The sequence below is a fragment of the Rhodococcus sp. AQ5-07 genome (assembly GCF_009707305.1).
In the GTDB taxonomy this organism is placed as follows: Bacteria; Actinomycetota; Actinomycetes; order Mycobacteriales; family Mycobacteriaceae; genus Rhodococcus_F; species Rhodococcus_F erythropolis.
This window is the reverse complement of record NZ_CP046102.1, coordinates 1-23,019: the sequence shown is the minus strand read 5'-3', so window position 1 is coordinate 23,019 and position 23,019 is coordinate 1. Positions and strand designations below refer to the sequence as shown.

25 protein-coding genes and 1 pseudogene are annotated in these 23,019 nt (G+C 62.7%); 11 read left to right on the top strand and 15 right to left on the bottom strand.

Annotated features, from left to right (window positions below):
- Positions 1-147: 147 nt before the first annotated feature.
- The 3 genes from GJB56_RS31020 to GJB56_RS31010 are packed head-to-tail and all read left to right on the top strand — an operon-like array spanning position 148 to position 1,846.
- Entirely contained in the window at positions 148-369 is a 222-nt protein-coding gene (locus GJB56_RS31020; protein ID WP_154606760.1) for a hypothetical protein, read from the top strand.
- Positions 366-1,274, top strand: coding sequence for a Fic/DOC family protein (locus GJB56_RS31015; protein ID WP_113684366.1), 909 nt, complete (start codon positions 366-368; stop codon positions 1,272-1,274). The genes GJB56_RS31020 and GJB56_RS31015 overlap by 4 nt, the downstream gene beginning before the upstream one ends.
- Positions 1,271-1,846 carry a recombinase family protein gene (locus GJB56_RS31010; RefSeq protein WP_113684365.1) on the top strand — a complete coding sequence of 192 codons (576 nt, stop codon included), beginning with the start codon at positions 1,271-1,273 and terminating at the stop codon, positions 1,844-1,846. The genes GJB56_RS31015 and GJB56_RS31010 overlap by 4 nt, the downstream gene beginning before the upstream one ends.
- A gap of 31 nt (positions 1,847-1,877) precedes the next feature.
- On the opposite strand, the gene GJB56_RS31005 is transcribed toward GJB56_RS31010, so the two are convergent.
- The 5 genes and pseudogenes from GJB56_RS31005 to def form a co-directional block, all read right to left on the bottom strand.
- Positions 1,878-2,534: a hypothetical protein gene (locus GJB56_RS31005; protein WP_113684364.1), complete on the bottom strand. Its 657-nt coding sequence runs from the start codon at positions 2,532-2,534 to the stop codon at positions 1,878-1,880.
- Between the two features lie 25 nt (positions 2,535-2,559).
- A complete protein-coding gene (locus GJB56_RS31000) occupies positions 2,560-2,814 on the bottom strand; it encodes a hypothetical protein (protein ID WP_113684363.1) in 255 nt (84 codons plus the stop codon).
- Positions 2,815-2,957: 143 nt separating this feature from the next.
- Complete coding sequence (locus tag GJB56_RS30995; protein ID WP_113684362.1) at positions 2,958-3,629, bottom strand: hypothetical protein; 672 nt, start codon at positions 3,627-3,629, stop codon at positions 2,958-2,960.
- Entirely contained in the window at positions 3,626-3,985 is a 360-nt protein-coding gene (locus GJB56_RS30990; protein WP_154606759.1) for a hypothetical protein, read from the bottom strand. Before GJB56_RS30990 ends, GJB56_RS30995 begins: the two co-directional genes overlap by 4 nt.
- Positions 3,986-4,464: 479 nt before the next feature.
- A pseudogene (gene def / locus GJB56_RS30985) lies at positions 4,465-5,039 on the bottom strand (peptide deformylase).
- 1,336 nt (positions 5,040-6,375) lie between these two features.
- Here def and GJB56_RS30980 point away from each other — a divergent pair.
- The 4 genes from GJB56_RS30980 (at position 6,376) to GJB56_RS30965 (ending at position 9,305) form a co-directional block, all read left to right on the top strand.
- A complete protein-coding gene (locus tag GJB56_RS30980) occupies positions 6,376-7,278 on the top strand; it encodes an ArdC-like ssDNA-binding domain-containing protein (protein WP_113684359.1) in 903 nt (300 codons plus the stop codon).
- A gap of 88 nt (positions 7,279-7,366) precedes the next feature.
- Entirely contained in the window at positions 7,367-7,705 is a 339-nt protein-coding gene (locus GJB56_RS30975) for a hypothetical protein (RefSeq protein WP_113684358.1), read from the top strand.
- A complete protein-coding gene (locus tag GJB56_RS30970; protein WP_113684357.1) occupies positions 7,699-8,016 on the top strand; it encodes a hypothetical protein in 318 nt (105 codons plus the stop codon). The genes GJB56_RS30975 and GJB56_RS30970 overlap by 7 nt, the downstream gene beginning before the upstream one ends.
- A 317-nt stretch (positions 8,017-8,333) precedes the next feature.
- Positions 8,334-9,305 (top strand): DUF4192 domain-containing protein, encoded by a 972-nt coding sequence (locus GJB56_RS30965; RefSeq protein WP_113684356.1) that lies wholly within the window; start codon positions 8,334-8,336, stop codon positions 9,303-9,305.
- A gap of 145 nt (positions 9,306-9,450) precedes the next feature.
- Here the strand turns inward: GJB56_RS30965 and GJB56_RS30960 are convergent, their stop codons facing one another.
- From GJB56_RS30960 to GJB56_RS30950, 3 genes are all read right to left on the bottom strand, one after another.
- Positions 9,451-9,648 (bottom strand): hypothetical protein, encoded by a 198-nt coding sequence (locus GJB56_RS30960; protein WP_113684355.1) that lies wholly within the window; start codon positions 9,646-9,648, stop codon positions 9,451-9,453.
- Between the two features lie 20 nt (positions 9,649-9,668).
- Positions 9,669-10,178 (bottom strand): hypothetical protein, encoded by a 510-nt coding sequence (locus GJB56_RS31875; RefSeq protein WP_230091278.1) that lies wholly within the window; start codon positions 10,176-10,178, stop codon positions 9,669-9,671.
- A gap of 196 nt (positions 10,179-10,374) precedes the next feature.
- Positions 10,375-10,821, bottom strand: coding sequence for a hypothetical protein (locus GJB56_RS30950; RefSeq protein WP_154606758.1), 447 nt, complete (start codon positions 10,819-10,821; stop codon positions 10,375-10,377).
- A gap of 321 nt (positions 10,822-11,142) precedes the next feature.
- Here GJB56_RS30950 and mobF point away from each other — a divergent pair, with 321 nt between their 5' ends.
- Positions 11,143-15,708: a MobF family relaxase gene (gene mobF / locus GJB56_RS30945; protein WP_162793464.1), complete on the top strand. Its 4,566-nt coding sequence runs from the start codon at positions 11,143-11,145 to the stop codon at positions 15,706-15,708.
- 48 nt (positions 15,709-15,756) lie between these two features.
- Here the strand turns inward: mobF and GJB56_RS30940 are convergent, their stop codons facing one another.
- Positions 15,757-16,554: a DUF5710 domain-containing protein gene (locus tag GJB56_RS30940; RefSeq protein WP_205318863.1), complete on the bottom strand. Its 798-nt coding sequence runs from the start codon at positions 16,552-16,554 to the stop codon at positions 15,757-15,759.
- Positions 16,555-16,734: 180 nt separating this feature from the next.
- On the opposite strand from GJB56_RS30940, the gene GJB56_RS30935 reads away from it, so the two are divergent.
- Genes GJB56_RS30935 through GJB56_RS30925 form a run of 3 tightly spaced genes read left to right on the top strand, consistent with a single transcriptional unit; the run spans position 16,735 to position 18,058 of the window.
- Positions 16,735-17,007, top strand: a complete 273-nt coding sequence (locus GJB56_RS30935; RefSeq protein ID WP_162793463.1) for a BrnT family toxin — start codon at positions 16,735-16,737, stop codon at positions 17,005-17,007.
- Positions 17,004-17,573, top strand: coding sequence for a CopG family antitoxin (locus tag GJB56_RS30930; RefSeq protein WP_154606756.1), 570 nt, complete (start codon positions 17,004-17,006; stop codon positions 17,571-17,573). The genes GJB56_RS30935 and GJB56_RS30930 overlap by 4 nt, the downstream gene beginning before the upstream one ends.
- The gene (locus GJB56_RS30925; RefSeq protein ID WP_113684351.1) at positions 17,573-18,058 is read left to right on the top strand and encodes a hypothetical protein; all 486 of its coding nucleotides are present in this window, start codon (positions 17,573-17,575) and stop codon (positions 18,056-18,058) included. Before GJB56_RS30930 ends, GJB56_RS30925 begins: the two co-directional genes overlap by 1 nt.
- 94 nt (positions 18,059-18,152) lie before the next feature.
- Here the strand turns inward: GJB56_RS30925 and GJB56_RS30920 are convergent, their stop codons facing one another.
- From GJB56_RS30920 to GJB56_RS30895, 6 genes are all read right to left on the bottom strand, one after another.
- On the bottom strand, positions 18,153-18,389 hold the full coding sequence (locus GJB56_RS30920; protein WP_154606754.1) for a hypothetical protein: 237 nt from the start codon (positions 18,387-18,389) through the stop codon (positions 18,153-18,155).
- 221 nt (positions 18,390-18,610) lie between these two features.
- Complete coding sequence (locus tag GJB56_RS30915) at positions 18,611-19,237, bottom strand: hypothetical protein (protein WP_113684350.1); 627 nt, start codon at positions 19,235-19,237, stop codon at positions 18,611-18,613.
- On the bottom strand, positions 19,237-19,509 hold the full coding sequence (locus GJB56_RS30910; RefSeq protein WP_113684349.1) for a hypothetical protein: 273 nt from the start codon (positions 19,507-19,509) through the stop codon (positions 19,237-19,239). Before GJB56_RS30910 ends, GJB56_RS30915 begins: the two co-directional genes overlap by 1 nt.
- The gene (locus tag GJB56_RS30905) at positions 19,506-21,269 is read right to left on the bottom strand and encodes a type IV secretory system conjugative DNA transfer family protein (protein WP_154606753.1); all 1,764 of its coding nucleotides are present in this window, start codon (positions 21,267-21,269) and stop codon (positions 19,506-19,508) included. Before GJB56_RS30905 ends, GJB56_RS30910 begins: the two co-directional genes overlap by 4 nt.
- Positions 21,266-21,520, bottom strand: a complete 255-nt coding sequence (locus tag GJB56_RS30900) for a hypothetical protein (protein ID WP_113684347.1) — start codon at positions 21,518-21,520, stop codon at positions 21,266-21,268. Before GJB56_RS30900 ends, GJB56_RS30905 begins: the two co-directional genes overlap by 4 nt.
- On the bottom strand, positions 21,517-23,019 hold the full coding sequence (locus GJB56_RS30895; RefSeq protein WP_113684346.1) for an ATP/GTP-binding protein: 1,503 nt from the start codon (positions 23,017-23,019) through the stop codon (positions 21,517-21,519). The genes GJB56_RS30900 and GJB56_RS30895 overlap by 4 nt, the downstream gene beginning before the upstream one ends.

Here is a 23,019-nt window from a genome sequence, read left to right as displayed (position 1 = left end):
GTGAGTAGACCGTTTTCGGTCGGTTCGATAGCATCACTCTCAACGCAGAACGACGAACACGCCGCCGGCGACCTCCGACAGAGGGTCGGCGACGTCGAAACCGCAGAAACGCGTACAGCCGCAAAACGAGAACCGGGGGAGCAGACCATGACGAATCCAGACGAGATTCCGCGTAAACCCACCCGCATCCTGACCGCAGGTGAGATCGAACGGGAAATTGCAGGCATCCGCGCCGGCCTCGAAATGGGTGGCGTCCCCTTCACCGCCGAAGCCGAAACAGCTGCTCGATCGGTACTCGCCGGGGACCTGACGGGAGACGAGGCCATCGAGCTCGCGCATGCAGCGATCCGCCGGCGGCACGGGCTGTGACCGATTCCTACCACTACCCGGGTACACAAGTACTCCGAAACAGGTTCGGCTACAAAGACCCTCAGATCCTCGCCGAGGTAGAAGGCGCGATCGCCGCTGCCCGAATGGCCGAGCTGGCAGCGAACCCGATCGACGGACACTTCGACTTCGCGCACCTGCAAGCAATCCATCGACACCTACTCGGCGACCTCTACGACTGGGCTGGTGAAATCCGCACCATCGACACCGCGCCGGGCGATCTCGGCATCCTTCACGACCCACCCGCTGCCATCCCCGGCGAACTCGATCGAGTGTTCACCGACATCAACAGCGGCGTCTACGTCAACCACCACAGCCACGAAGCGTTTGTCCAGGATCTCGCCGGACACTGGGGAGACCTGACCAGTGTCCATCCGTTCGTCGACGGAAACTCCCGTACCCAAAGGGTTTTCTTCGACCAGCTCGCCCGCGACGTGGGATGGGCAATCGAGTGGCGCGAACTCAGCGTCGACGCCGTCCAAGCTGCCCGCAACTTCGCTTACATCGATGGCGGAACCATCCTCGCCGACGTCCTAAGGCCCGCGATCAAACCTGTCACCGAAGTGCCCACGGACTCCATCGCCACCGCACCCCGCGAGAACGTCATGACCTTCCCCGAACACTGGCAAGCAATGATCGAGCACTACGACAGTATGCCCGAACAGACCTACAGCTGGGCGAGCCGGATCAAATCCGAAGCACCACAACATGAACCACCGGCGACCGAGATCCGGCCAACGCCGAAGCCGGCCACTCCGGAGCGAGAACTAGCCGACCTCGACACCACCAAGTTCCACACCCACTGGAGTCCCGAGGTCGACCACCATCTCATGAACAGCCGCACCATTCCACAACACAGCAGCAGAGAAGAAGGACCGAGACTGTGAGCATCATCGGATACGCCCGCGTCTCCACCCTCGAACAAAACCCCGAACTGCAAGAACACGCACTCCGCCAAGCCGGAGCGATCCGCATCTTCACCGACTACGAATCCGGCTCCAAGACGCAGCGCCCCCAGCTCACCGAATGCCTGAACTACCTACGCGACCATGACGGTGATGTCCTCGTCGTCTGGAAACTCGATCGCCTCGGACGATCCGTCCGCCACGTCATCGACACCGTCCACAACCTCGGCGAACGCGGCATCGCATTCCGTTCCCTCACAGAAGGATTCGACACCACCACCGCAGGTGGCGAATTCCTCTTCCACGTCATGGCAGCCCTCGCCCAAATGGAACGCCGCATGATCGTCGAACGCACCCACGCCGGCCTCGAAGCCGCCCGCCGACAAGGCCGACACGGCGGACGGCCCACCGTCATGACCCCCGAACGCACCGAACTCGCCCGCACGATGCGTGAACAGGGCAAAAGCCTCGACGCCATAGCCTCGACACTCCGTGTCGGCAGATCATCCGTCAGTCGCGCCCTCGCACCCGAGAGGGTCGGCGAGACGCAGTAATCCTCACACGAACCAAACACAAGCCGAACCGTCAAAACCGACGCGGTACCGCCCCTGTTTCCGCGACCTTGCGCTCCATTCGAGCTAACCGATCAGCAGGTTTCCGATGAACCGCAGTCCCTTCGGCCGTGGGATCGACGACAGAAGCCCTCAAGAACGACAGAATCGGCTCAGAACCCCCGTGGGCCAACGCATAATCGTCAGCCATGTCCTCTTCCTTCCGTAGAGCCGACGCGTTCCACGACAACCACACATAACCCAACAGTCCAGTCACGGAGAGAAGCGCGACAGCCCACCCTGAATGGGAGAGCAGGAACCACATACCGGCCACGGCCGCGACGATCCACAACCCCTGAGAGATCCGTTTCCGCAGCATAGGGCCTGGGTCGGCCCGGTGGCCCAACTCATGCAACACGATTGCGTCCGCAATCTGAGTGTTGATGATCCCGGTCGCCACCTCTCGCGGATGAAACACCAACTCGTCTGTCTCGCAGTAATACATCGCAGGAGTAGACGCACCCGACCCGGCCACATTCGCCGTCCGCAGCGCACTGAACGAAACCCGCGGCGAACCCTGCTGTCCCGCCACCCCAGCCAGATACGCCACGCGGTCAATCAACCAGGCCCGCGCATCCTCCGTGGTGGCAAACGAAACCACAAAATCGTCACTCGGCATGGCCTCAGTCATTCACCCAACATAGACGGGCTGTGCGCTACCACCACACCGCCAACACACCCACCGCTAAGGCCGCGGCTGCGATAACCGCCGTGCCGCCGACACCCATCGACGCGCGTAATTTGAATCGCCCCTGCACCTTCGCATGACCCCAGAGAGCCACTGCGAGAGCGATCACCAACAACCACAAGGCATGATCCCGAATCACATCCCACAGAGGTTCCAGTGAGAACAACTCCGCGCCATCATGATCAGAGGCCGGCATGTACGTCTGAGCAAATATGGTCGTCATGCGTGCGACAGTAAGCCAGAAAAGTCAAGAAGCAGTGCACTTTTCACGCGACAATGAGGTTGCGCACCCCCTACGGGGGTGCGCACATTCTAACAAGAACCGATCCGCTCGGGCGTGTCGCACACTCCAGACACCAGCACAAATCAGATAGTTGCTTCCGAACGCTCAACCGCAATCCTTGGTGTGCGTACCAAAAACGGCTTCAATCGCTTACCCGTCAGCATCCTGCACAGGTCCTCAGGCGCTCCAACGAACCCGAACTTCCGAATGTAACTACGCCGCAGTGAATCCGAAGCGGCCAACGCCACCAAAGTCACACCGAACTCATCAGCAAGACCACCCACCACACCCGCAACCTCGTCCGCAGAGTTGGCAGTCGCCTCCGTCATCGGCCACCGCGAAAAACTCCGAACCTCGAACACCCCGGGCACCTCATCTCTCGGCACCACCCGCAGCGACGCGGAACTATCCGAGCTTTCCAGGCAGAAACCCGGCGAAAACACCGAGGCCAACGGCCAAATCACCAGCAACACCGCCGCGAAAGACAGCGCCGCAACCCCGCCGAGCTGCACCGCAGCTTGCAACGTCAAGCCCAGGGCAACGAGACCCGGAACCCACCCCACGAGGACCAGTAAGAACAGCAGTGATCGGAGACGCTTCTGCCGCTCGAACGGACTCCGCCCAAAACCCCACATCGCAGCCACGAACTCGCGCCAGCACATCATCAGACGCCGGGCCCGGCCGACACTCCGACCAGCAATGACTGAGGCAAACGCCGCACTGTCAGCACCCTCGGCGTACCGCGCCGCCGTCACGATTCGATCCATCCGGAACCGGCGATAATCCCCAACACCACCGCGCACCCGACATAGACGACGAAAACGGCCGTTCCAATCCCATTGAGCAGCGGGAAAGGCAGCGGCCCCGACGCCGCCAGCTGCGCCGCACTCGCTTTCGCGCTCGCAAACGCGGCGTCGGCAAAAGCCCACGCACTCAAGCATGCACCACCGACCACCGCAAACGGCCAGGGCGACCGCTCCGACGCCGCCACAATTACACCGACCACCGCGACGCCGACCGACACCGCTGACACCATCATCAAAACCGGCCACCAATCTCCGGAACTCGACGCAGACGGCAAAGCGACGATAAAGGACCCAGACCCAATCATTTGAAACCCCTTGTAGTAGATAGACCAAAGCCCTGCACAACGACAATTCGAATGTGCTCAATTCCCGATGAATGTCATTATGCACAGCTTTGCGACTGACCGCGACCCCACTTTGCATCGGATTGAATCCCCAGCTCAAGGCATGAAACTGGTTCATAAATACGCCGTTCCATGTGGCCGCGACTCGATCGCGCCAACACAAGTGGTCCCAATTTTAATAACAATGAAGCCGCCAAAACTGTGTCTAAAAAATAACTGACTTCCGTGTCCGAAAAATAACTGAAAAATATTTCTTCGGCTATTTATGTCGCACAGTAATTAATGCATTCGCTAGGACAGCCGTGCGCGGCCGGAATAGGTTCCCAAGTGCAGACGACGAACACAACGAAGCCTCAAGGTAGCTCCCGAAGAAGTCACCCAACTCGGCCAAGCCAGCTGAATCTCGAACAAAACTCGGCCGCGACCGGTCTACATCGAGGCTAGGAAGCGGGCAACGCCGGCCAATCGGCTGCGTATTGGTCCGAGACCTCGTCGTGGTCGCGATAGAGATGCTTGCGTTTACGTGTCGAGAGCCGGTCGCCGAAGACAATGCCGTTGATGTGGTCAGTCTCGTGTTGGAAGCAGCGCCCAAGGGTGCCACCAGCAGTGATTTCGATCGAGTTGCCGTACTGATCGTGTCCACGACAGGTGGAGAAGGAGGGGCGCGCGAGGTCAGTGAAGGCGCCGGGAAGGGACAGACAGCCTTCGCAGTACTCGACGAGCTGCCGGTCTATCCCTTCAGGAAGGTCGACAACCGGATTGCAGACGACGCCCGTGCGCCGTTTCCCTACCTCGTCGGCGCAGTCGTAAATGAACACCGCAAGGTCAACGCCTACCTGTTGAGCTGCCAGTCCAGCACCATCCGCAGCAATGTTGGTAGCGAACATGTCCGCCAACAGTTCTTGGAGATCGCTGCCGAAACCTGTCACCGGTCGCGCCGGCGCATGAAGCACAGGGAACCCCAGCGAACGATCGGCCGTGCGGTACCCAGGCGGAGAAGTTCAGAGACAGGCATGGCAGTCATTTTCCGCTCAACTTGCGCGGGATGCCAACGCGAAAGCGGAACTGCCTGATTGACGATGCAGGGCTGCAACATTCAACGCGTATGTGACGTGCATCACGCCGACGCGCTGAGGGGATGGTGCGCTGAACAGGGGCGACCTGGGAATTTCAACGATGTAACCCACAACATCTCGCGTTAGGTGTTTCTGTCGGCCACTAGCGGTAGTGTCATGAGCACTGAGAGACCACAATGCGGGAGGTTTTCGAACCAACTGACGAGAGGTCAATCAGCCCTGAGAAAAGGGGAGAGTCGCTTTCGAGCCCCTTCCACCCTTGATAGTGATCCACCCAGAACTGAGCCAGACCCCACCGTGGGGAATGGCGACGGGAAGGGAGGGAACGCCTTGAACCCGGACTCAGATAGAGACTCAGACGAGTCTCAAACCGACAGTAACCTGATCAAGCTTTTGAATCAGACTGCTGTCATGCTCACCGCAGTATCCATGTACTGCGACGCTACAAACAGCAATGCCACCTTGATGCTTGGCACCAAGATGGCCGCTGGAATGCTTCGGATGATCGTTATCGTTTTGCGCCGACCGATCATCAGAAGGTGAAGACGCAGGCGGTTCCTCAGGTGTTAGCGCACCGTGGAGCCGCCTGTTTTCAGTTGTACAACGAACGAACCTGCTCGAAAATGCCCAACAAGCCCGTCCGCAGACTCTAACCCCATCACGGCCCGTGACGGAAGCCTGAGCAAAACAAACTACAACGCAAATCGACAATTATCGCCGCTTCGCAGCACCTGGATCCTGACGAAACAACGCTGGGCCTGCGTAAACGCAACATGCTGGACCGCGCGGTTGCATCACATCTCACAATCTGCCACAGGCCACCGACAAGAACATCAGCGCTACCGCGACACCAAGCGTGGGCCACTTCCGTCGCTCCCGCACAATCACCACCCGACCCAACGAGTGGGAGGTGCGACCGCCGAGTCCTTCGCCGGCGGTCTGTTGGCGCCTGCCCGGCGGCCGGCCACCTACCGGTGTCCTCCGAATAGAACTCCGCTGCGCTCCGTCCTGATGAAGAGCGTTGATTTGTTTGTCCTTCTGGCCTTCCGATTCTCGTCGGCGGCGACCTACACGCAACCCCTGGCGGCGATGCCGGCCGATGGCTCCGAGAAATTTTCTCAACCCGCACTCGCACGCTCGCAGAGAAATTTTCCCGGCCCAGGGGTGGCACTCCGGCCCCCTCATGCCGACGCGATTCTCCTTTGCCAGAAGGGCAAAAAAATTGGCGGCCACCGAGCAGGGGGACGCCACCGGATCAGCGGAGGCCGAAAAGTTATGGGCGCACAGGCGAAGGCCACGGCAGACAAGAGCGCAGCGCGACGCGAGCAGGCCGCAGCACTGCACGAGAGCATCACCGCGAAGGTCGCCCAGCTCACCGACACCGATGCATGGGCCGCCTACCTGACCGCCGCAGCAGCGTTCCACGCGTACAGCTTCAACAACGTCATGTTGATTTTCTCGCAGGCTCCGGACGCCAGCCAGGTCGCCGGATTCCGCAAGTGGCAGGAACTCGGACGCCAGGTCCGCAAGGGCGAAAAGTCGATCAAGATTTTCGGCTACTCGACCAAGAAGATCACCGAAACCGACACCGAGACCGGAGAGGAAACTACCCGCCGAGCAGCACGGTTCCCGATCCTGTCCGTGTTCGACATCGCCCAAACCGACCCGATCGAAGGACACCCCGCCGCAGCAGCCGAGACCATCAGCACCCGACTGCAAGGCGAAGACCCCGCCGCCATCTACACCCGCATCGCGCAGGTGATGACGGAACAGGGATGGACCGTAACCCGCGAGCACATCGCCGGAGAAACGAACGGCCGCACCAGCCTCGACGGATCACGCCGCATCATCGTCGACGACACGATCAGCGACGCCCAAGCCGCGAAAACGATGATTCACGAAGCCGCCCACGCGCTCATGCACGCCAGCGGAGACATCGACCCCGCCGAGCTGCACCGAGGCCGCGCCGAAGTGGAAGCCGAATCCGTCGCCTACGTCCTGGCCGGACTACTCGGACTCGACACCACCGACTACAGCATCGGCTACATCGCCGGATGGGGAAACGGAGACCTCGAGGTCATCACCGACACCGCCCGCGCAGTCCTGGCGACCGTCCACACCCTCGCCGAGGCACTCGAACCCGACGCCGACGAAGCCGAGGACACCGCAGCCGCCTAGACGGCAGCACCCCGCAAACACAGGTGCGACACCGGGCGGTAAGAGGCCGCCCGGTGTCGCACCCGAAAGTCTACGAAAGGGCAACGACATGAGCACCACGACCGACGAGCTGCGCGCCGACACGATGTACAGCAACACCATCGACACCGCGTACCCCGCGATCACACCCTCAGGAATGGCGGCCGCCGAGATCCTCGAGACACTGACCGCAAAGATCACCGCCGCCACGAGCGCGGTAGGGATGCAAGCGGAAATCGGGTGGCTCATCCTCGCGCACGAAGTGACCGCCCGCGAAGCCGTCGCCCTGCTCGCCGTCGCCACCCGCCGCGCCTCCGACGCCGGACGGATCGCACCCTCACGCGTGGATCGTGTCTACGGCCGAGTCGAGCGCGCCGCCACACCGTACGGAATCCGATTCCGATGGTGAGCGCCCCGAAGGCAGAGACGATGGTGGATCCGCAGATGTTCACCGGATGCGTTCTCGCGGGATGCTCGAACATCGTGGCCGAGGACGGAGAAATCTGCTCGCAGTGCCGCCGCATCTTCGGCGACATGATCAGGCACGTATCCGAGCGAGAGCGCGCCGAGATCACTGACCACCCACGGCCCGCCGCGACCGCAGCGCAGCAGTTGACCCGACGCAATCAACGATGCTGGCTGTGCGAGCAACGCCGCACCTGTACCCGCGTCGGTGGTCAGTGGGAGTGCCGCGACTGCACGCTGCCGGCGGAAAGATGACGCCTGCCCGGCGGCCGGCCACCTTCGGTGTCCCCCGAAATGAACTCCGCTGCGCTCCGTTCTGTGAACAGCATTGATTTGTTTTCACTTCTGGCCTTCCGATTCTCGTCGGCGGTGACCTGCGCGCAACCCCTGGCGGCGCAAGCGCCGGCCGTTGGCTCCGAGAAATTTTCGCCACTCGCAAGCTCCCGTCAAAATTTTCTCGGCCCAGGGGTGGCACTCCGGCCCCCTCATGCCGACGCGATTCTCCTTTGCCAGAAGGCGAAAAAAATTGGCGGGGCACGAGGCCCGGTCACTTTCACAGCAAGGGGAACGACATGCAGAACATCCGTTTGAGGACCGCCACCGACGTCTTGGCCGCAATCCCGGCATTGCTCGGATTCGTCCCCGTCAATTCCGTCGTGATGATCGCTCTCACCGGATCACCGGCCACGCTCGCGTTCGTTGCGCGCACCGACGTCATCGGTGCCGACGCGGCAGCCGACTACAGCGCCGCACTCGAGCAAGCCGCAGTCACGTCCGTTATCTGGGTTGTCGTCGGCGCCGGTCCGGTAGCCGCCGCCGGACTCGATCAGATCGAGGCAGCGCAGCGCGAGCTCGACAGCAGGGGAATCCACAGCGTCCGCACCCTTGTCGCCGAGTCTCTCGAAATCGGAGCGGAGTGGTTCGACACCAACGGCGAGGAGAGCGGACGCACCGCCGACCCGATCCTCTCGGAGGTCAGCATGAACCGAATCATGAGCGGACGTCAGACCTCGAGCAGCCGCGCCGACATCGAAGCCCGTTACCGCGAGGACACGGCCGCCGACATGGACGCAGCCCGCGCCACCGCAGCCGAGCAGGGCGAGGACTTCGCACGAAACACGATCACGGAAATCGCCGCAGTCGTACGCAATTTCGAGGTTCCCAGTCTCGACCTCGCCGCCCGCGCCGGATTGTGCGCGGCAGCGGACCCGCACCACCGGGACGCCATGATCGGAATCGTCACGATCAGCCCGCAAGCCGCAGCGGACGCCTTCGGAACCATCGCCACGCACCTACGCGGAAACTACCGAGTCCAGGCCCTCACCCTTGCCGGGTTGGCCGCATACGTCGACGGCGACGGAGCCGCCGCCGGAATTGCGCTCGACGCTGCTAGCGCCATCGGCGTCGACCCCAGCCTCACGACGTTGCTCAAGCTGCTCGACGCGTCCCGCACGGCCGGAATCAAGCCGGAGGCGATCGCCGAACTTGCCACCATCGGCGTCGAGGTAGCGCGTTCGATGGGAATCGACCTCGACACCGAATAGCCGAACGGACAAAAACGCGGCCCCGACTCAACTCGAGAGAGTCGGGGCCGCCCCCGTACGTGGTGGTGGTTGCTCGGGCATCGAGCCCTTACAACCACTGCGCCGCAAAGCGCGAACCGGCGAACCGAGCCGCGTCGTGCGTCGGTCAGTGGAAGAGCTCGTCCGGATCGCCCGCCGCCGGAAACGCGATGTCGATACGCGGAGTCTGCGCCACCGACGTTCCGGTCAAACCTTCGACGACCGCAACGAGATCCGCGTCGGTGATCTTTTGCGTGTGCTTCGTTGCCTGGTATGCCGCCGCTTCCACTGCGGACCGCTCCCGCGGAGTGAAGTTCTCGCTCATTTTCTCGTGCCTTTCGCTCGTCAAAAGAGTGTCGGAGTGTCCGTGCGAAGCAACGCGGATTCCACCGCGTCTGCGTCCCATCCATTGCGCAACGCATCCCGCAGAGCCTTCGATCGCGCCGCACGGGCGGCGCGATCCGGGCCGTACCAATGCCAGCTCTGCCCCCGGCCGCCGCCGCGCCCCTTCGCGCTCATCCCTGCAAGATTCTGCGATTGCGTACCCGCAACCACATGTGGACGTCCGGCGATGCTCGTCGTGGCCCGGACACAGATCGGGTTGTCGCACACTTCGTGGATCGCGAACTCGGAATCGGTCAACGGCCGACCGAGTTCGAGCATCAATGCGTACCGATGCGGGCGCACGACTCGCTGCCGCCCATCGCGCATCAGCCAAAATCTTCCGTACCCGTCATCGGAAATACTGCCGGTCCAAAAATGGCAATCTCGCTCGCCAGGGCCGCGCACGATGAACCGCTCGAATCGTTCCCGTTCCGGGTCTCCGAGCGCCGGAAGCGTTAGGACGTCCGCCATCAGAACGAACTCCTAACGCTTGTGAGAGTTGCCGACGAGTCGGCCGCGGTTTCCCCCAACCGGGGACAGCGATATCCCTCATGTGGATGCCCGAGATTTCTGTTCCCGCTCCGCTCGATCTCAGGCAACACACAATCGGTCGCTGACACCCAACCGGGGAAAACCGCGAAGGCCGACATTGATTCGCTGGTCGCTTCTACGACGCCAGCGCGGCAGGATCAGTCGGCGAAGTCGAAGCCGGTGCCGGTGACGAATCTTCCGTCGACGCAGTCTTATCAGCGGGAGCCTTCTCCGATTTCTGTTTCGGTTTGGTCGACCGCAGCAATTTGTTGACCTCAGTTGTCGTCAGGCCGGTCAGCTGCGCGATGCTCGCCACCGTTTCGCCGCGAGATTTGAGATCCGCAATCGCAGCCGCACCGGAACGATCCGCGTCGGCGATCTTGGTGTCGGTTTCTTCGCGGATGCGCTCGATACGCACTCGCGCATCGTCCGCGATCTTCTCTCGCGACTCCTGCGCCTTGAAGAATCGGACGAGATCGTCCTCGACCTTCTTCAATCGCTCTTGCTCTTCCGCGAGACGGGCGGCATTCGCTGCGCGTGCCCGTTCCCTCGCGCTGATCGTGGATGTGTTTGAGGACGCCATGCCGCAAACCTTACCGCCGGCAGCGGCGATCGGCCATCAATTGTTCCCCGTCCACCTAACGGTTCCCGGCTCAAAAACTCGGGCCAACCACCACAACTCCACTGAACCTTTTCACACATCACCATGTCAAACCATCAATCCATCCAGCTCATCCATATTTTCAAACACTTCGCTTCCCTCAGCACCAGCAGTTCGTTCCTCACCAAATGCACTTCGCTTCCCTCAGCACCAGCAGTTCGTTCCTCACCAAATGCACTTCGTTTCACTCAGCCAAACCCCCCAAATTCAGACACACCTCTTGCTGAATTTCAGACTTTGGGGGTGTCTGCCCTCCACCAGGCCGCCTGCGGCGACTATGGTGGCCTTGTGATGACGCTCCACGTACTGCACGCGGGCGATGGCTACGAGTACCTGACAAAGCAGGTCGCCACCGCAGACCGCGAGCTGGAGCACGGCCAAGAACTCACCGACTACTACACCGCCCACGGCACCCCGCCGGGCACCTGGTTCGGCGCAGGACTGACCGACCTGGCGCGCATGGACGCCGACGCAGCAGTCGATCCCGCGGACCGGATCAGTACCGGGGAGACCGTCTCCGAACCGCAGATGAAGGCACTCTTCGGCGAGGGAATGCACCCCAACGCTGACGCGATGATCGAGGACTTCATCGCCGCCGGCGCCAATCCCGACGCCGCCGTCAAAGCCGCCCGGCTCGGACGCAAGTTCCCCAAGTTCACCAACGACATCCCGCTCCTGACCGAGCACCGTGCCGCGCTCGAACAGTTCGCCGCCGACAACGGACGTCGACCGTCGAAAGCCGATTCAGCTGCGCTCATGGAGAGCGTCGGAACCCGACTGTTCGAGCAGACCCACGGACGATCAGCCGAAGACAATCGCGAGTTGTGGTCGTGGATCAGCGCCCAGAAATCCCGCGTCCGCCAACCCGTCGCAGGACAGGATCTGGTGTTCACACCACCCAAGAGTGTGTCGACAATGTGGGCACTCGCCGACGATGCCACCCGTCACGAGATCGAACGTATCCAGCACGAAACCGTCACAAGCACGCTCAGTTGGATCGAAAAGGAAGCCTGCTTCACCCGTACTGGCGCCACCAGCCAGGAAGTGCACGACACCACCGGCATGGTCGCCACCCTCTACAACCACTACGACTCCCGTGCCGGGGATCCGAACCTGCACACCCACGCCGTCGTATCCATCAAGGTCTGCACCGAGCACGACGGAAAATGGCGCGCTCTCGACGGCTCCACCCTGCACCGCTACGCCGTCGCAGCGTCCCAGCGCTACAACGCTGAGATCATGGCGAAGCTCCACACCGAACTCGGATTCGACCTCACCACTCGATCCACCGGCCGAGGCCGCCAGGACATCGTCGAGCTGGCCGCAGTCCCCCAAGAGCTGTGCGAAATGTTCTCCTCACGCCGCACCCAGATCGAAGCCCGCCGCGATCAACTCGTCGCGGACTACCGCGCCTCACACGGCCGTATGCCCTCCCCCAAAGCGATGTACGCGCTCTACCAGCAAGCGAACCTCGACACCCGCGCCGGCAAGCAAGAACCGGAAACATTGCGCGAAATGCAGCACAACTGGGTCACCCGATCCGCCCAAATTCTCGGCACGCCCGAACACGTCGACGGCCTCGCACAACACTGGCGCAACATCCAAGACGCCCACGCCACAGGAACTCTCAGCCCGACGACCATGCGCGCCGCTGACAGCGTCGACGTCGAAGCTGCCCGCGTGCTCGAACGCCTCGAGAACGTCCGCGCAAGCTGGGCGATCACCCACATTCACAGCGCCGTCGAAGCGAATTTCGCGGCCGTCACCTTCCCCGACGACAGCGCCCGCCGAGAGGCAATCGAGGCCGTCACCGCCCACGTTCTGACCGAGTCCGTGCACATGCCGGCCGCCGATCTTCCGCCGGCCCCCGAGGTACTGCGCCGCCGCAACGGTGAGTTCATCCTGGAACGCCACGGCGCCGCACTGCACACCTCCGAAGGTGTCATCGCCGCCGAGCAATCCATGCTCGACGCCACCGGAACGCCGACCGCCTACATCGCGACGCAAGCCGGACTCGACAAGGTCGTCGAGAAGATCGCCCGCACGAGCGATCACCCACTCAACGCCGGACAGCGCGAGCTTGCCGAGCATTTCGTCGGCGCAGGAACGCTCCTCGCCGTCGGTATCGGCCCGGCCGGCACCGGCAAGACGACGTCGATGAAAGCGGTCACCGACACCTGGACCGCCGCCGGATACGAGGTCATCGCGCTCGCACCGTCCGCCGTCGCGGCCGAAACCCTGGGCGAAGAAATCGGCACCACCGCCCACACCCTCGCAACCTTGACGTACCCGTGGCGCGGACTCGAAAACTACGAACCACGCAGCCTCCCCGAGCACATCGAGATCCTCGCCGGGGCGATGCTGCTCGTCGACGAAGCCTCCCTGGCCTCGACCAAAGACCTCGCCGCCATCACCGAAATCGCCGCAGCCAAGGGCGCCGTGGTCCGTCTACTCGGTGACCCGAACCAGCTCGACGCCGTCGAAACCGGTGGAGCGTTGCGACTGCTCGCCGAAGAAACCAACGCACCCGAACTCACGGTCGTCGTGCGCTTCGGCGAAGACACCGAACAAGCCGAGAACTCCCTCGCCCTGCGGCACGGCGACGAGAGCAGCCTGGAGCTGTTCTACTCCCGCGGATGGGTACACGACGGCACCGCCGCCGAGATGAAAGACGCCGCCGCAACCGCCTACCTCGCCGACATCGACGCCGGCAAATCCTCGATTGTCATGCTCTCCACCCGTGACGACGTCCGCGAAGTGAACCTCGCGATCCAAGCGCACTACCGCGCCGCTGGCACCGCCAAAGCCGAACACACCGTGACCCTGTCCGACGACCTCGACGCCGGAGTCGGTGACATCGTCCTGACCCGCAAGAACAAGCGCGGCCTACGCACCAAGGGCGGCCGCCGCCGCAACATGTTCGTCCGCAACGGCGACCTGTGGACCGTCACCGCCGTCAACGAGAACGGCTCACTGAACCTGCGCAGCAAAACCCACGAGGGCACGATCACCCTGCCCGCCCGGTACGTGAAGCGGAACACCGAACTCGGCTACGCCGCCACCGTGCACCGCAGCCAAGGCATCACCGTCGACACCTCCCACACCACCGTCGGACACAGCACCAACCGGCCAGGCCTCTACGTCGCCACCACCCGCGGCCGCACCGAGAACCACCTGTACGTCCCCGTCGAACCCGGCGTCACCCAAGACACCGAAGGGATGCACCTCTCCGAGATCCAGACTCCGAACTCCCGCGAAGTCCTCACCCTCATCCTCGCCAACGACAACGGCCACAAAGCTGCCATCACCGAGATCCGAGACGCACTCGAGCACGCCCGCAGCCCGCAGCGACTTCGCGAGGCGTACCACGCCGCGCACAGCAGGTTGCGCGACCGCTGGCTCGACGACGTCCTCGACCGGGCGCTGCCCGCAGCACTACTCGCGACGATCGCCGCCGAAAACCCCGGCAGCCTCGCCGCGCTCCGCACCACACTCGGACAGGCACACGACCGAGGAGACAGCGCCCGGCGCATCCTCAACGACGCACTCGCAACAGGCGAACTCCATACAGCCCGCGACGTTGCCCGAGTTCTGAACTCCCGCATCATCGAAGCCACCCAAGCCGCAGCAGAAGCGGCAGCCGGGCGTTCCGACACAGCGCTCCCCCCGCTGCCCCCGCGCACCACCAGCACCGACAAAGAACTCGACGACTATGCCCGCATCGTCGCCGATCGCTACGCCACGGCCCGGCCGGAACACGAGCGCACCGACGGCATCGGCGCGACCATCCGCCGGTACGACGAGACGCGGGCGCAGCTCGACACCACCCGCATCCACCGACCCGTGCGGGAAGCGTTCGAACCCGAGATCGCCGAACGGATCCTCGCCGAAGCCGGTGTGCAGCGACTGGGCCGCCACCTGCGCAAAGCAGCGCTCGCCGGGATCGCACCCGAGGCAGTTCTGTCCTGGCACGCGCAGCAACTCGCAGCGCGCGGCGAAGACGTCACCGCCGCGAACCTGATCAAAGACATGGCACCAGCCATCACCGCAGCAACAGAGAAGACGAACACCCGCTGGGCAGCCGCACACGACGAGATCCTGCGCGAGCACTTCCCTCTCGCGGTCGCCGCCGCCGAACGTACCGAAGACCCGCGGTGGAACGCAGCAGTAGGCCGTATCCGTGAACTCGTCACCCACGCCGGTTTCGACGTCGACGAACTGTGCCGCACGATCGAGACCGCCGCGCACTCCACCGCACACGTCACCGGCATCACCGACGCACTCGACACCATCGCGCCGGCGGCATCAGAGCCTGTCGACCCCGCAGCACCGCACTGGGTGCCCTCCCCCGACCTCGACGCCCACCTCGTCGACCCCAACCTTGCTGAGCAGCTGGAGACCACCTACACCGACATCGCGGCCGAACACACCGCGAACACCCGGCGCATCGGTACCGACGATGCTCGCGGCAACGACCCCGAACTGCGCTTCACCGAGCACCTCGAAGCCCGGCCCGAAGCCGCCGAGATGGCAGCGCAGTGGGATCGCACCGCAGCCGAGATCCAGGCATACCGGGACCGCTACAACATCACCGACACCACCTCAGTGGCCGGCGACCGCCCCGAGAACAAAGCCGACATCGCACCCTTCAACACCGTCCACCGCGACATCGACACCCTCCGCGAACGCATGGACGAGCACCGCGAAGAACAACGCCGCGCCGAGCGCCAGCAGGCGACGATCGAACACCACCACACCATCGCCCAACACGTCGAACACGAACAAAAACGCCGCGGACCGCGTCTGTGACAGCCGACAGGCTGGCGTTTCGTCAGACGACGGAGGGGTCGGGCGATCTCAGCGTGATCGCCACCATGCCGCGATCCGATCGCGCCATCTAGGCGCAGTGACCACCGGGGCAGCGGTGGTCGGGAGAACTACCTGTTGTGGTTGCTGGACTTGTGTCGCGGTGGGTCGGCCGCTTGCGATGATCCGGCGGTCAGCCGGCGCCGGAGGTCGACGGACCTGAACCCCGACGTCGGTGAGGATGCTCAGATCGAGAGTCCATTCCCCAATGGAGCGGGCTCGCCACTCATCGAATGCGGCAGCAACATGGCGGCGCGCCTGCGGACGCGTCATTCCGGTCACCGCTGTCAGGTGCCGGAACGCTTGCTCTTCATTGCCTTTGATCTGCGCGAATCCGAAGTGCGTCACCTGGTGGCAGGGAGTGCAGAGACAGATGAGCCGGCCCAGGCGTTGCACTTTGGTAGGCCAGTCGTACGTCCATCTCTCGTGCACTTCGAGCCACCGCTGCGACGCTCGGTCTTCCGGGAAGCCGCAGATTTCGCACTGCATCCCGGCGCGCCGCGTGACCATGCGGCGCAGTCTTTCCCAATCCTTCGGTTCGACGCAGTAGCGGACATTGGTGAACCAACACGTATCAGGGACGAGGTCGACGAACAGACCATGACCGAGTGACCGGTCTTCACCCGGCAGGATCTCCGGAATGTCGGGTAGCGCGACCCATCGCGACAGGCCCGCCATCTCGACTCGGGGCGCATACCATCGCTTGGCTGACGGATCCCACCTCGCGCCGCCGGCCTTCGCCAGATCCTTCTCTACGTACGGAACATCCAGCCATATTCGACCCACCACCGCCGACACCCCCCTCTGCACTACTCGACAAGTCGAACCCTACCGATCGCCCATGGCTGTCCGACGAGACTGCGCACACGGGACGGAATGAGTGCAGACGAGCTGCTCCCCGTACCAGAGCCAACGCGAGGGAAAAGAATCAATAAACACCGCGAGTACGAATCGCGTTACACTTGAGTGGTGCTCCCCCCTATCACGTGGAACGAGGCGAGCGAGGATCACATCGCACAACGCCACAACGTCCTACCTCAGGAGGTGGAGCAGGTCTTTTACGGTCACCCGAGGCGGCAAGTTCCAGGAAAAAATGGAACAACACTTTTATATGGACAGACAGATGCAGGGCGCTATCTGCTCGTGGTGACTGCCCCCTCCAACGACGGTGGGACGTTCATCGTCACAGCCAGAGAGATGACCGACACCGAAAGGAAAACCTTCCAGAAGAGAGGTAAATGACTATGGACCCCACGAAGATGGCCGAACTGCGCGACTACTACGACGACGCCGATACCAGTGCACTCATCGAGGAGTCCATCCTCGATGAAACCGTCGACCAAGCACCGATGGTGGGTATCACCGTGCGATTGCCTGCCGCAGTCCTCAACAGAGTCCGCGAACAGGCAGGCGAGCGCGGAATCAAGACGACCGCACTGATCCGAGAATGGGTCGAGGACTCTGTCGCCGACGAAACAGATGACGACAGCATGGTCAGATTCTCTGACGTGAAGAAGCTCTTCGCTCGTGCCGTGCCAGCGGCAACCGAACAACAGAATGTCCACGAAGGCGCGGTCACAACCATCAAGGATTTTCCGAAGCAGGTAGATCCTGAGCACCAGAACCGGATACCGAATCTGTACGGTCCGCGTCTCGACCAGATCGTGCACGGTCCTACCCCCACCCTCCATAATTTTCAGGTTCAGATTCTTGATCTGCAAATATCGGGCGTCTGGCATGGGGATCGTCTCGCCATGTCCGATGGGCACCTGATAAGCACCGCGAGACAATCGACGGGAAGGAAATGATGGACGCACCCAGCGAGACCGATGCTGTAGACGACTATCGGGACGAAAACTTCGACATCCCGCAACAGGACCCCGCTCTCGAAGTGTTGGTCGAGGTAATCAACGCTCTGCGTGAAACCGAGATCGGCATCACCCTCCACGCATCGGGACTTATCGTGTCCGGAATGCTCATTTCCGGCCGCCGGTACTTCGAGTTGCTCATCGAGAGTCTCGAAAGCTCGTCATCGGAAGGCGTTGCGACGTTCGGGCAGCTCTTTAACCCGTTCAGAGATCGCTACATAGAGGACGCGCTCGCCGGCGAATCGACAGAGGAAGAAGCGCACACCACGCTCAGGCCTGTCGGATTCATACATATGCGCGACGCACAAACATTCAGTCCGACTGGCCATGCCCTACCCGGGACTCTCTGGAGGGCGCGTTTGACCGAAATCACTGGATGGTCGATCGGTAGTTACGGCAGGATTCCTTCGAACGGCGAGCAATAGATCGTATAACGCGAGCGCGGCGTCTCGATCGAGCTGCACGTCGGAGGGTGCGGGCCCATTCCAAGCTTGGATTGGGCCCGCACCTTTTGCATCACTAACTCAGGTCGGTGAATTTTGAAGTGGCGAGCCACCGGAGCGTGAGGCCGAAACCCAGCCAGAGCACGACGAACGCGCCGACCGCCCACTGGCCTGGTGTCTCCTGTGCAATCAGCGATGCTGCGACGAACAGGGCGAGAAAAATCAATCCGGACCGGATGAACATTCCGCTCATGCGGGCTAGTGTCCGGATCAAAGGAAAATCCATCCGCCCGAGGGGGTCGTGCTCCTGCATGGCAGTCCACCAATCTGAATCAAGTTGTGTTGCACAGCATCCTACGAAAAAGAGGGTGTGTCCGCCACAGCGCGGCGCGCAGGCCCCAGGCGGGACAACCCACGAATCGCCGCAACCGTGGCGGACACGAGAAACATCAACTACCCCGCGGCCCGGACTCTCGAACGGTGGGCGAGACCGCCCGAAGGGTTTGGGGCTGTTGATGCTTCGGCTTGAGAGGGCTATTCGACGGGCCGATATGTTTCGGTGTCGTCGTCGAATTCCCACCGGTCGCCGTCGATCTCGACGGCCGTGAAATCGTCGGAAGGATCTTCGGCGGCCGCGCGGCCGCCGTCGATCATCTCGAGAACCTGATCCATCGTCAGCGCAGTCACCTTCCCTGCTGCACTATCGACTAATCCGACGACCTGATCGACCAGCGGTGCGGGCGCGGTCTCGGGTCGGGGGTCGGTGTCGGCGGCGACGAATTCCGCGAAATCCGGGCCGATCTTCGGGTCGTTCGGCTGGTAGCCGCACTCTCCGCCACGGCATTCCTCGTTGAAGCCCATCTTGGGCAGCCGAGAGATCATCGGCCACAGCACCTGGTTGTGCCAGGCGGCCATACCGCCGTGATACGGGTTCTTCTTCAGCTGCTGGTACACCTCACGGTGCGCCCACATCGCCGCCGTCAGCTCTTCGACCATCGGATCATGTTTGTACCAACACGATCGGATCTGCTGCCCACCGACGTTGTACCGCCGACGCAGCCACTCGACCCACTGTCCGAGCTCGAGCCACAACTCCGCAGCAGCCTCGCGATCCAGGTGGCGCCAATCAGCCGGACCGGGTTGGTATACCGGAATACTCATCACGCACCACCCCCTTGATGGAGCAGGCGCACCGAAGCTGCGCACGGTTCGCACGAATCACGGTGCCGCACATTCCGTAAACCGTCGGACAGAGTGAAGAGACCGTCGTTGTACGTTACTTCCGGATCACGAACGAGTGCGCCGGCCGGGGAAACGACGATGATCGGGCGCTCGTACACCCCGCTGGAGCCGACGCCAATCCACAACGCGGAATCCCCGGACGCCCAGTGGTCTGCGCACTCCCACGGTGAGGCCTCAGGTTCCCTGCTCATAGTTCGGCTTTCGCGCAGAAGGTATCGAACGCCGACTGATTCGCCCGCACCCGCTTCGAAAGATCCGGAACATCCCACACCGACGGCAGCCGCACCTTCATCGGCCTGGCATTGCGGTAGATCATCAGCGCTTGATCCTCCGGCATTTCACGAATCTCGTTGAGTGCCATCACCGGAACGCTGCGCGGTGCCGAACGCGGGTCCAGGCTGATGTATTCGTCGCGGCTACCCATCAACCGTGAGAGCGCCGACAATTCACCCTCGTCACCAAGACCTGACAAGTAGATCCGTGCCGGGGAATCACTCGACAACCGCTGCCCATCGATGCGGCCCCAACGCTTCTCGTTCTGCAAGGCGCTGTGCACGAACGCCCAGATCTGGATTCCGCGGCCGCCCGAGTCCGTGATCAGATCCGGCATGTGCGGAATCGCCGCGACATTGTTCATTTCGTCGAGGACCATCCGCAACGGCGGATCGATCTTGTCGTCCTCGTTGCCCAGCCCGTGTGTCTTCGCGATGTGATAGAGCTCGGCCGAGAGCACAGTGGTGAACGCGGCCGCCGAAGCGCTGTGTCCTTCCGAGACCAGATACACGGTGTTCTTGCCCTCGGTCATCAACGCATGTAGATCCGCGGACTCGCTACGGGGGACGTTGATCGCGCTCATCAACTTCGGGGACGCCAACGGTTCGAGCAGCCGCGCGCACGCGCTGACCACGTCATCGGAGGAGTCGGACTGTGAGTCCAAGGCTTGCTCGAGTTCGGCGTGCCAGTCCGGAAGGTCCTGCTCGAGAACATCGCGGACGAGTTGGACGTTGCGCGAGGACGCCCAGATCCGCAGGTCGATCATGTTCTTGTTCTTGACGGCCGCGGAGTAGAGGTAGCCGCGCATGAGCATCGCGGCCTTGCCGTTCCAATAGCCGGAATTGCTGGTGTCGTCCATCGGCATGGCCTGGACCAGTGCTTCCGCACGCCGCTTGGCGACTTCCGGATCCTCGCACCCGTCGAGAATCGACCACCGCATCGGATTGGGGATCGCGGTCAGCCCCTCCGGGTCGAAGACCTCGACGTGCCCGACTTCCCGGCGCTGCGCCCACGTGGAGCGCAACAGATCGCCGCGGGTCGAGGTAGCGACGACCGGGCCGACGGCGTCGGTGACGCCCTTCCAGCAGACACGCCACGTCTTACCCGCACCAGTCGGTCCAGTGCAGGTCAGCCCGTCGCGGTACTGGAGGAACACGCCCTCGCCTTTGTGGTCGTAGAGCTCCGCGACTCGTGTGGTCTCGACAGCGGCATCGATGCGGCGCACCGGAACGTCCTTGAGTGAGAGGCGGGTCGCTTTCGCCTTCCGGACGGCTGCCTTTTCGCTGATACCGGTTCGGGCGAGTTCGGTACGGTCAGCGAACCCGGACTCTCGTACCCGCCGAGCAGCGGCGCGTTTCATCTGCTGCCCGGAAAAGAACAGCCCACACCACAAGCACAACGCCGCAACGATCGCGATGGAAACCCACGTCAACACCGGTCCGCCCGGCCGAGAGCCCTCCGGCCACGCGAGAGCGGGATCGCCCGGATTCCGGAACAGCCCTTCGAATACGTCGAGAACTCCGTACACACCGGTAGGGAGAGCGCCGCCATGACCCGACACGACACCTGAGATGTATCCGCCGACAACGACGCTGGTGACGACCGAAACAACGAGACCGACAATGGGAAGCACGCCAGGCGGAACCATCGGCTTCGTAGGACGCTGGGTTGTACTCACGACTTGTCTCCTTCGATCGGGTCGGACATCACAAGCTCGGACCGCGAGAGTGTGGTGTGGGTGGATGCCGTATTGGATGGCCGGCCCCGCGGTGACAGGGGCGGCCTACGGCCGCTGGACCTGCGTCGCGTTACCAGAACCCACATCATGAGCGCGCAGGCCGCTACCGACCCGACGGCCAGAATGGTGAAGGCGACGAGCGGCGGCACGGGAAGCGCCGTGAGGCGATCCGGAGCGTCTGTGGCGATCATGCTGCCTCTCCCTTGATCACTTCGTCGGTGTTGGTGAGTTCGATTTCAAGATCGGAACGGACGTGCTGCATGAGAATCGGGTCGGCGCTGCCGTACTTGACCAGGCAATGTCCTTTCGCCAGGGACATGATGATTTCCGTCGACCCGGCAGGCAGGTGGTACATGCGAGCTGTTTCCTCCGCATCCTCGACACGGTCCTGCCCGTACAAGAAGACGATTCCAGCTTCTTTCATCAGCGCACGCGCGGGAGAGTCGACCGGGAGGTCCGAGATGTGGTGGAACGCCGAAACCGTCGAAAGACCGAGGCCACGAGAGAGTTTCATGTTCTCGCGGAACACCTTTCCGGTCGAGCCGTCGGCGACGTGCCAGCCTTCCTCGATCAGCAGTAGCGTTTGCATGTGCTTGGCGGAGCGGGTTGCGAGAACGTTCGCGAGCCAGGTGTTGATCACGGTCATGATGACCCGCAACGCCGGCCCCTTGTTAGGGAGGGCCGAAACGTCGAAGTGCACGAACGAATGATCGAGTGCCTCGCGGACCTCCGGGGAAGTAGCGCCGTCGACGAGGCCCTTGAGGTCTCCTTCGCACAGTTCTTGCAGCGCGAGACCAGGATTGAGGCCCCAACGGCGCGAATCCTCGGCGTGCAGTGAGCCGAAGATGTTGCCGCTGCCGGGGCTCGCTTCGAGCAGCTCCGCGGCGAGTTCGCGCAACGTCGGTTCGCGGTTCTCCGCATCGGCGCGTTCGTTGACGGACTTGAGTGCTTGGCGCACAGCTGCTTTTTCCGTCTCGACGAGGGAACGACCCATCGTGTCTTCGATGACGGCACCGACCAGCGCTTCCTGGCCGGCCGGGGAAACACCGTCCGTACGCTGGGTTCCGCTCGCGATAGCCGGATCGAGCAGATTGATCCGGACACCGTCACCGCCGGCGAGGAATCGGATCGAACGGGCACCCATCGCCTCTGCGATACCGGAATACTCGCCGCCCTTGTTGCCTTGGCGCTTCTTGTCGATGACGACGCACTGCCGGTTGTTCGCCAAGGCGAGTTGCCGGATGCAGAACGCGGTTTTGATCAGCGACGACTTCGCCTTGCCGATGTCGCCGACGATGGCGACGTTGATGTTCTCGATTTCCGAGCCGTAGAGCGCGAACGGGTCGGTGATCACCATCGACTGATTGATCTTGTTCAGCCCGGTCATGAGTCCTTCGTGACGCACCGAGCGGCGCATCGTGGCCAGGTTCAGCGCTTCACCTTGCCGGGTGGTGGTCCACGCGCCTTCCGCCCGCACCTCGTACCAGCCCCACCGGTCCAACCATCGGTTGCGTTTGGGGGCAGGCCGACGGGTGGTGATCCTGTCGGAGGCGTGGACCGCTTGCGCGACTGCGACTTCCTCCGCGCTCTCGACCTGGACTTTCTTCTTCCCGAGGCTGGGTGTGAGGGTCCACCGGTGGGACTTCTTGTGGCCGCGACGGTGCGCGGTGCTCTGTTCTGTCTTCGTCAT

What these genes read in the sequence shown, in the direction of transcription:
- GJB56_RS30990 (WP_154606759.1), bottom strand. Translation starts at nt 3,985, where the DNA reads ATGATTGGGTCTGGGTCCTTTATCGTCGCTTTGCCGTCTGCGTCGAGT.
- GJB56_RS30900 (WP_113684347.1), bottom strand. Translation starts at nt 21,520, where the DNA reads ATGATCGCCACAGACGCTCCGGATCGCCTCACGGCGCTTCCCGTGCCG.
- GJB56_RS30960 (WP_113684355.1), bottom strand. Translation starts at nt 9,648, where the DNA reads ATGAGCGAGAACTTCACTCCGCGGGAGCGGTCCGCAGTGGAAGCGGCG.
- GJB56_RS30970 (WP_113684357.1), top strand. Translation starts at nt 7,699, where the DNA reads ATGGTGAGCGCCCCGAAGGCAGAGACGATGGTGGATCCGCAGATGTTC.
- GJB56_RS30975 (WP_113684358.1), top strand. Translation starts at nt 7,367, where the DNA reads ATGAGCACCACGACCGACGAGCTGCGCGCCGACACGATGTACAGCAAC.
- GJB56_RS30915 (WP_113684350.1), bottom strand. Translation starts at nt 19,237, where the DNA reads ATGAGTATTCCGGTATACCAACCCGGTCCGGCTGATTGGCGCCACCTG.
- GJB56_RS31020 (WP_154606760.1), top strand. Translation starts at nt 148, where the DNA reads ATGACGAATCCAGACGAGATTCCGCGTAAACCCACCCGCATCCTGACC.
- GJB56_RS30920 (WP_154606754.1), bottom strand. Translation starts at nt 18,389, where the DNA reads ATGCAGGAGCACGACCCCCTCGGGCGGATGGATTTTCCTTTGATCCGG.
- GJB56_RS30965 (WP_113684356.1), top strand. Translation starts at nt 8,334, where the DNA reads ATGCAGAACATCCGTTTGAGGACCGCCACCGACGTCTTGGCCGCAATC.
- GJB56_RS30910 (WP_113684349.1), bottom strand. Translation starts at nt 19,509, where the DNA reads ATGAGCAGGGAACCTGAGGCCTCACCGTGGGAGTGCGCAGACCACTGG.
- GJB56_RS31005 (WP_113684364.1), bottom strand. Translation starts at nt 2,534, where the DNA reads ATGACTGAGGCCATGCCGAGTGACGATTTTGTGGTTTCGTTTGCCACC.
- GJB56_RS30950 (WP_154606758.1), bottom strand. Translation starts at nt 10,821, where the DNA reads ATGGCGTCCTCAAACACATCCACGATCAGCGCGAGGGAACGGGCACGC.
- GJB56_RS30895 (WP_113684346.1), bottom strand. Translation starts at nt 23,019, where the DNA reads ATGACGAAGACAGAACAGAGCACCGCGCACCGTCGCGGCCACAAGAAG.
- GJB56_RS30925 (WP_113684351.1), top strand. Translation starts at nt 17,573, where the DNA reads ATGGACGCACCCAGCGAGACCGATGCTGTAGACGACTATCGGGACGAA.
- GJB56_RS30980 (WP_113684359.1), top strand. Translation starts at nt 6,376, where the DNA reads ATGGGCGCACAGGCGAAGGCCACGGCAGACAAGAGCGCAGCGCGACGC.
- GJB56_RS31000 (WP_113684363.1), bottom strand. Translation starts at nt 2,814, where the DNA reads ATGACGACCATATTTGCTCAGACGTACATGCCGGCCTCTGATCATGAT.
- GJB56_RS31875 (WP_230091278.1), bottom strand. Translation starts at nt 10,178, where the DNA reads ATGGCGGACGTCCTAACGCTTCCGGCGCTCGGAGACCCGGAACGGGAA.
- GJB56_RS30930 (WP_154606756.1), top strand. Translation starts at nt 17,004, where the DNA reads ATGACTATGGACCCCACGAAGATGGCCGAACTGCGCGACTACTACGAC.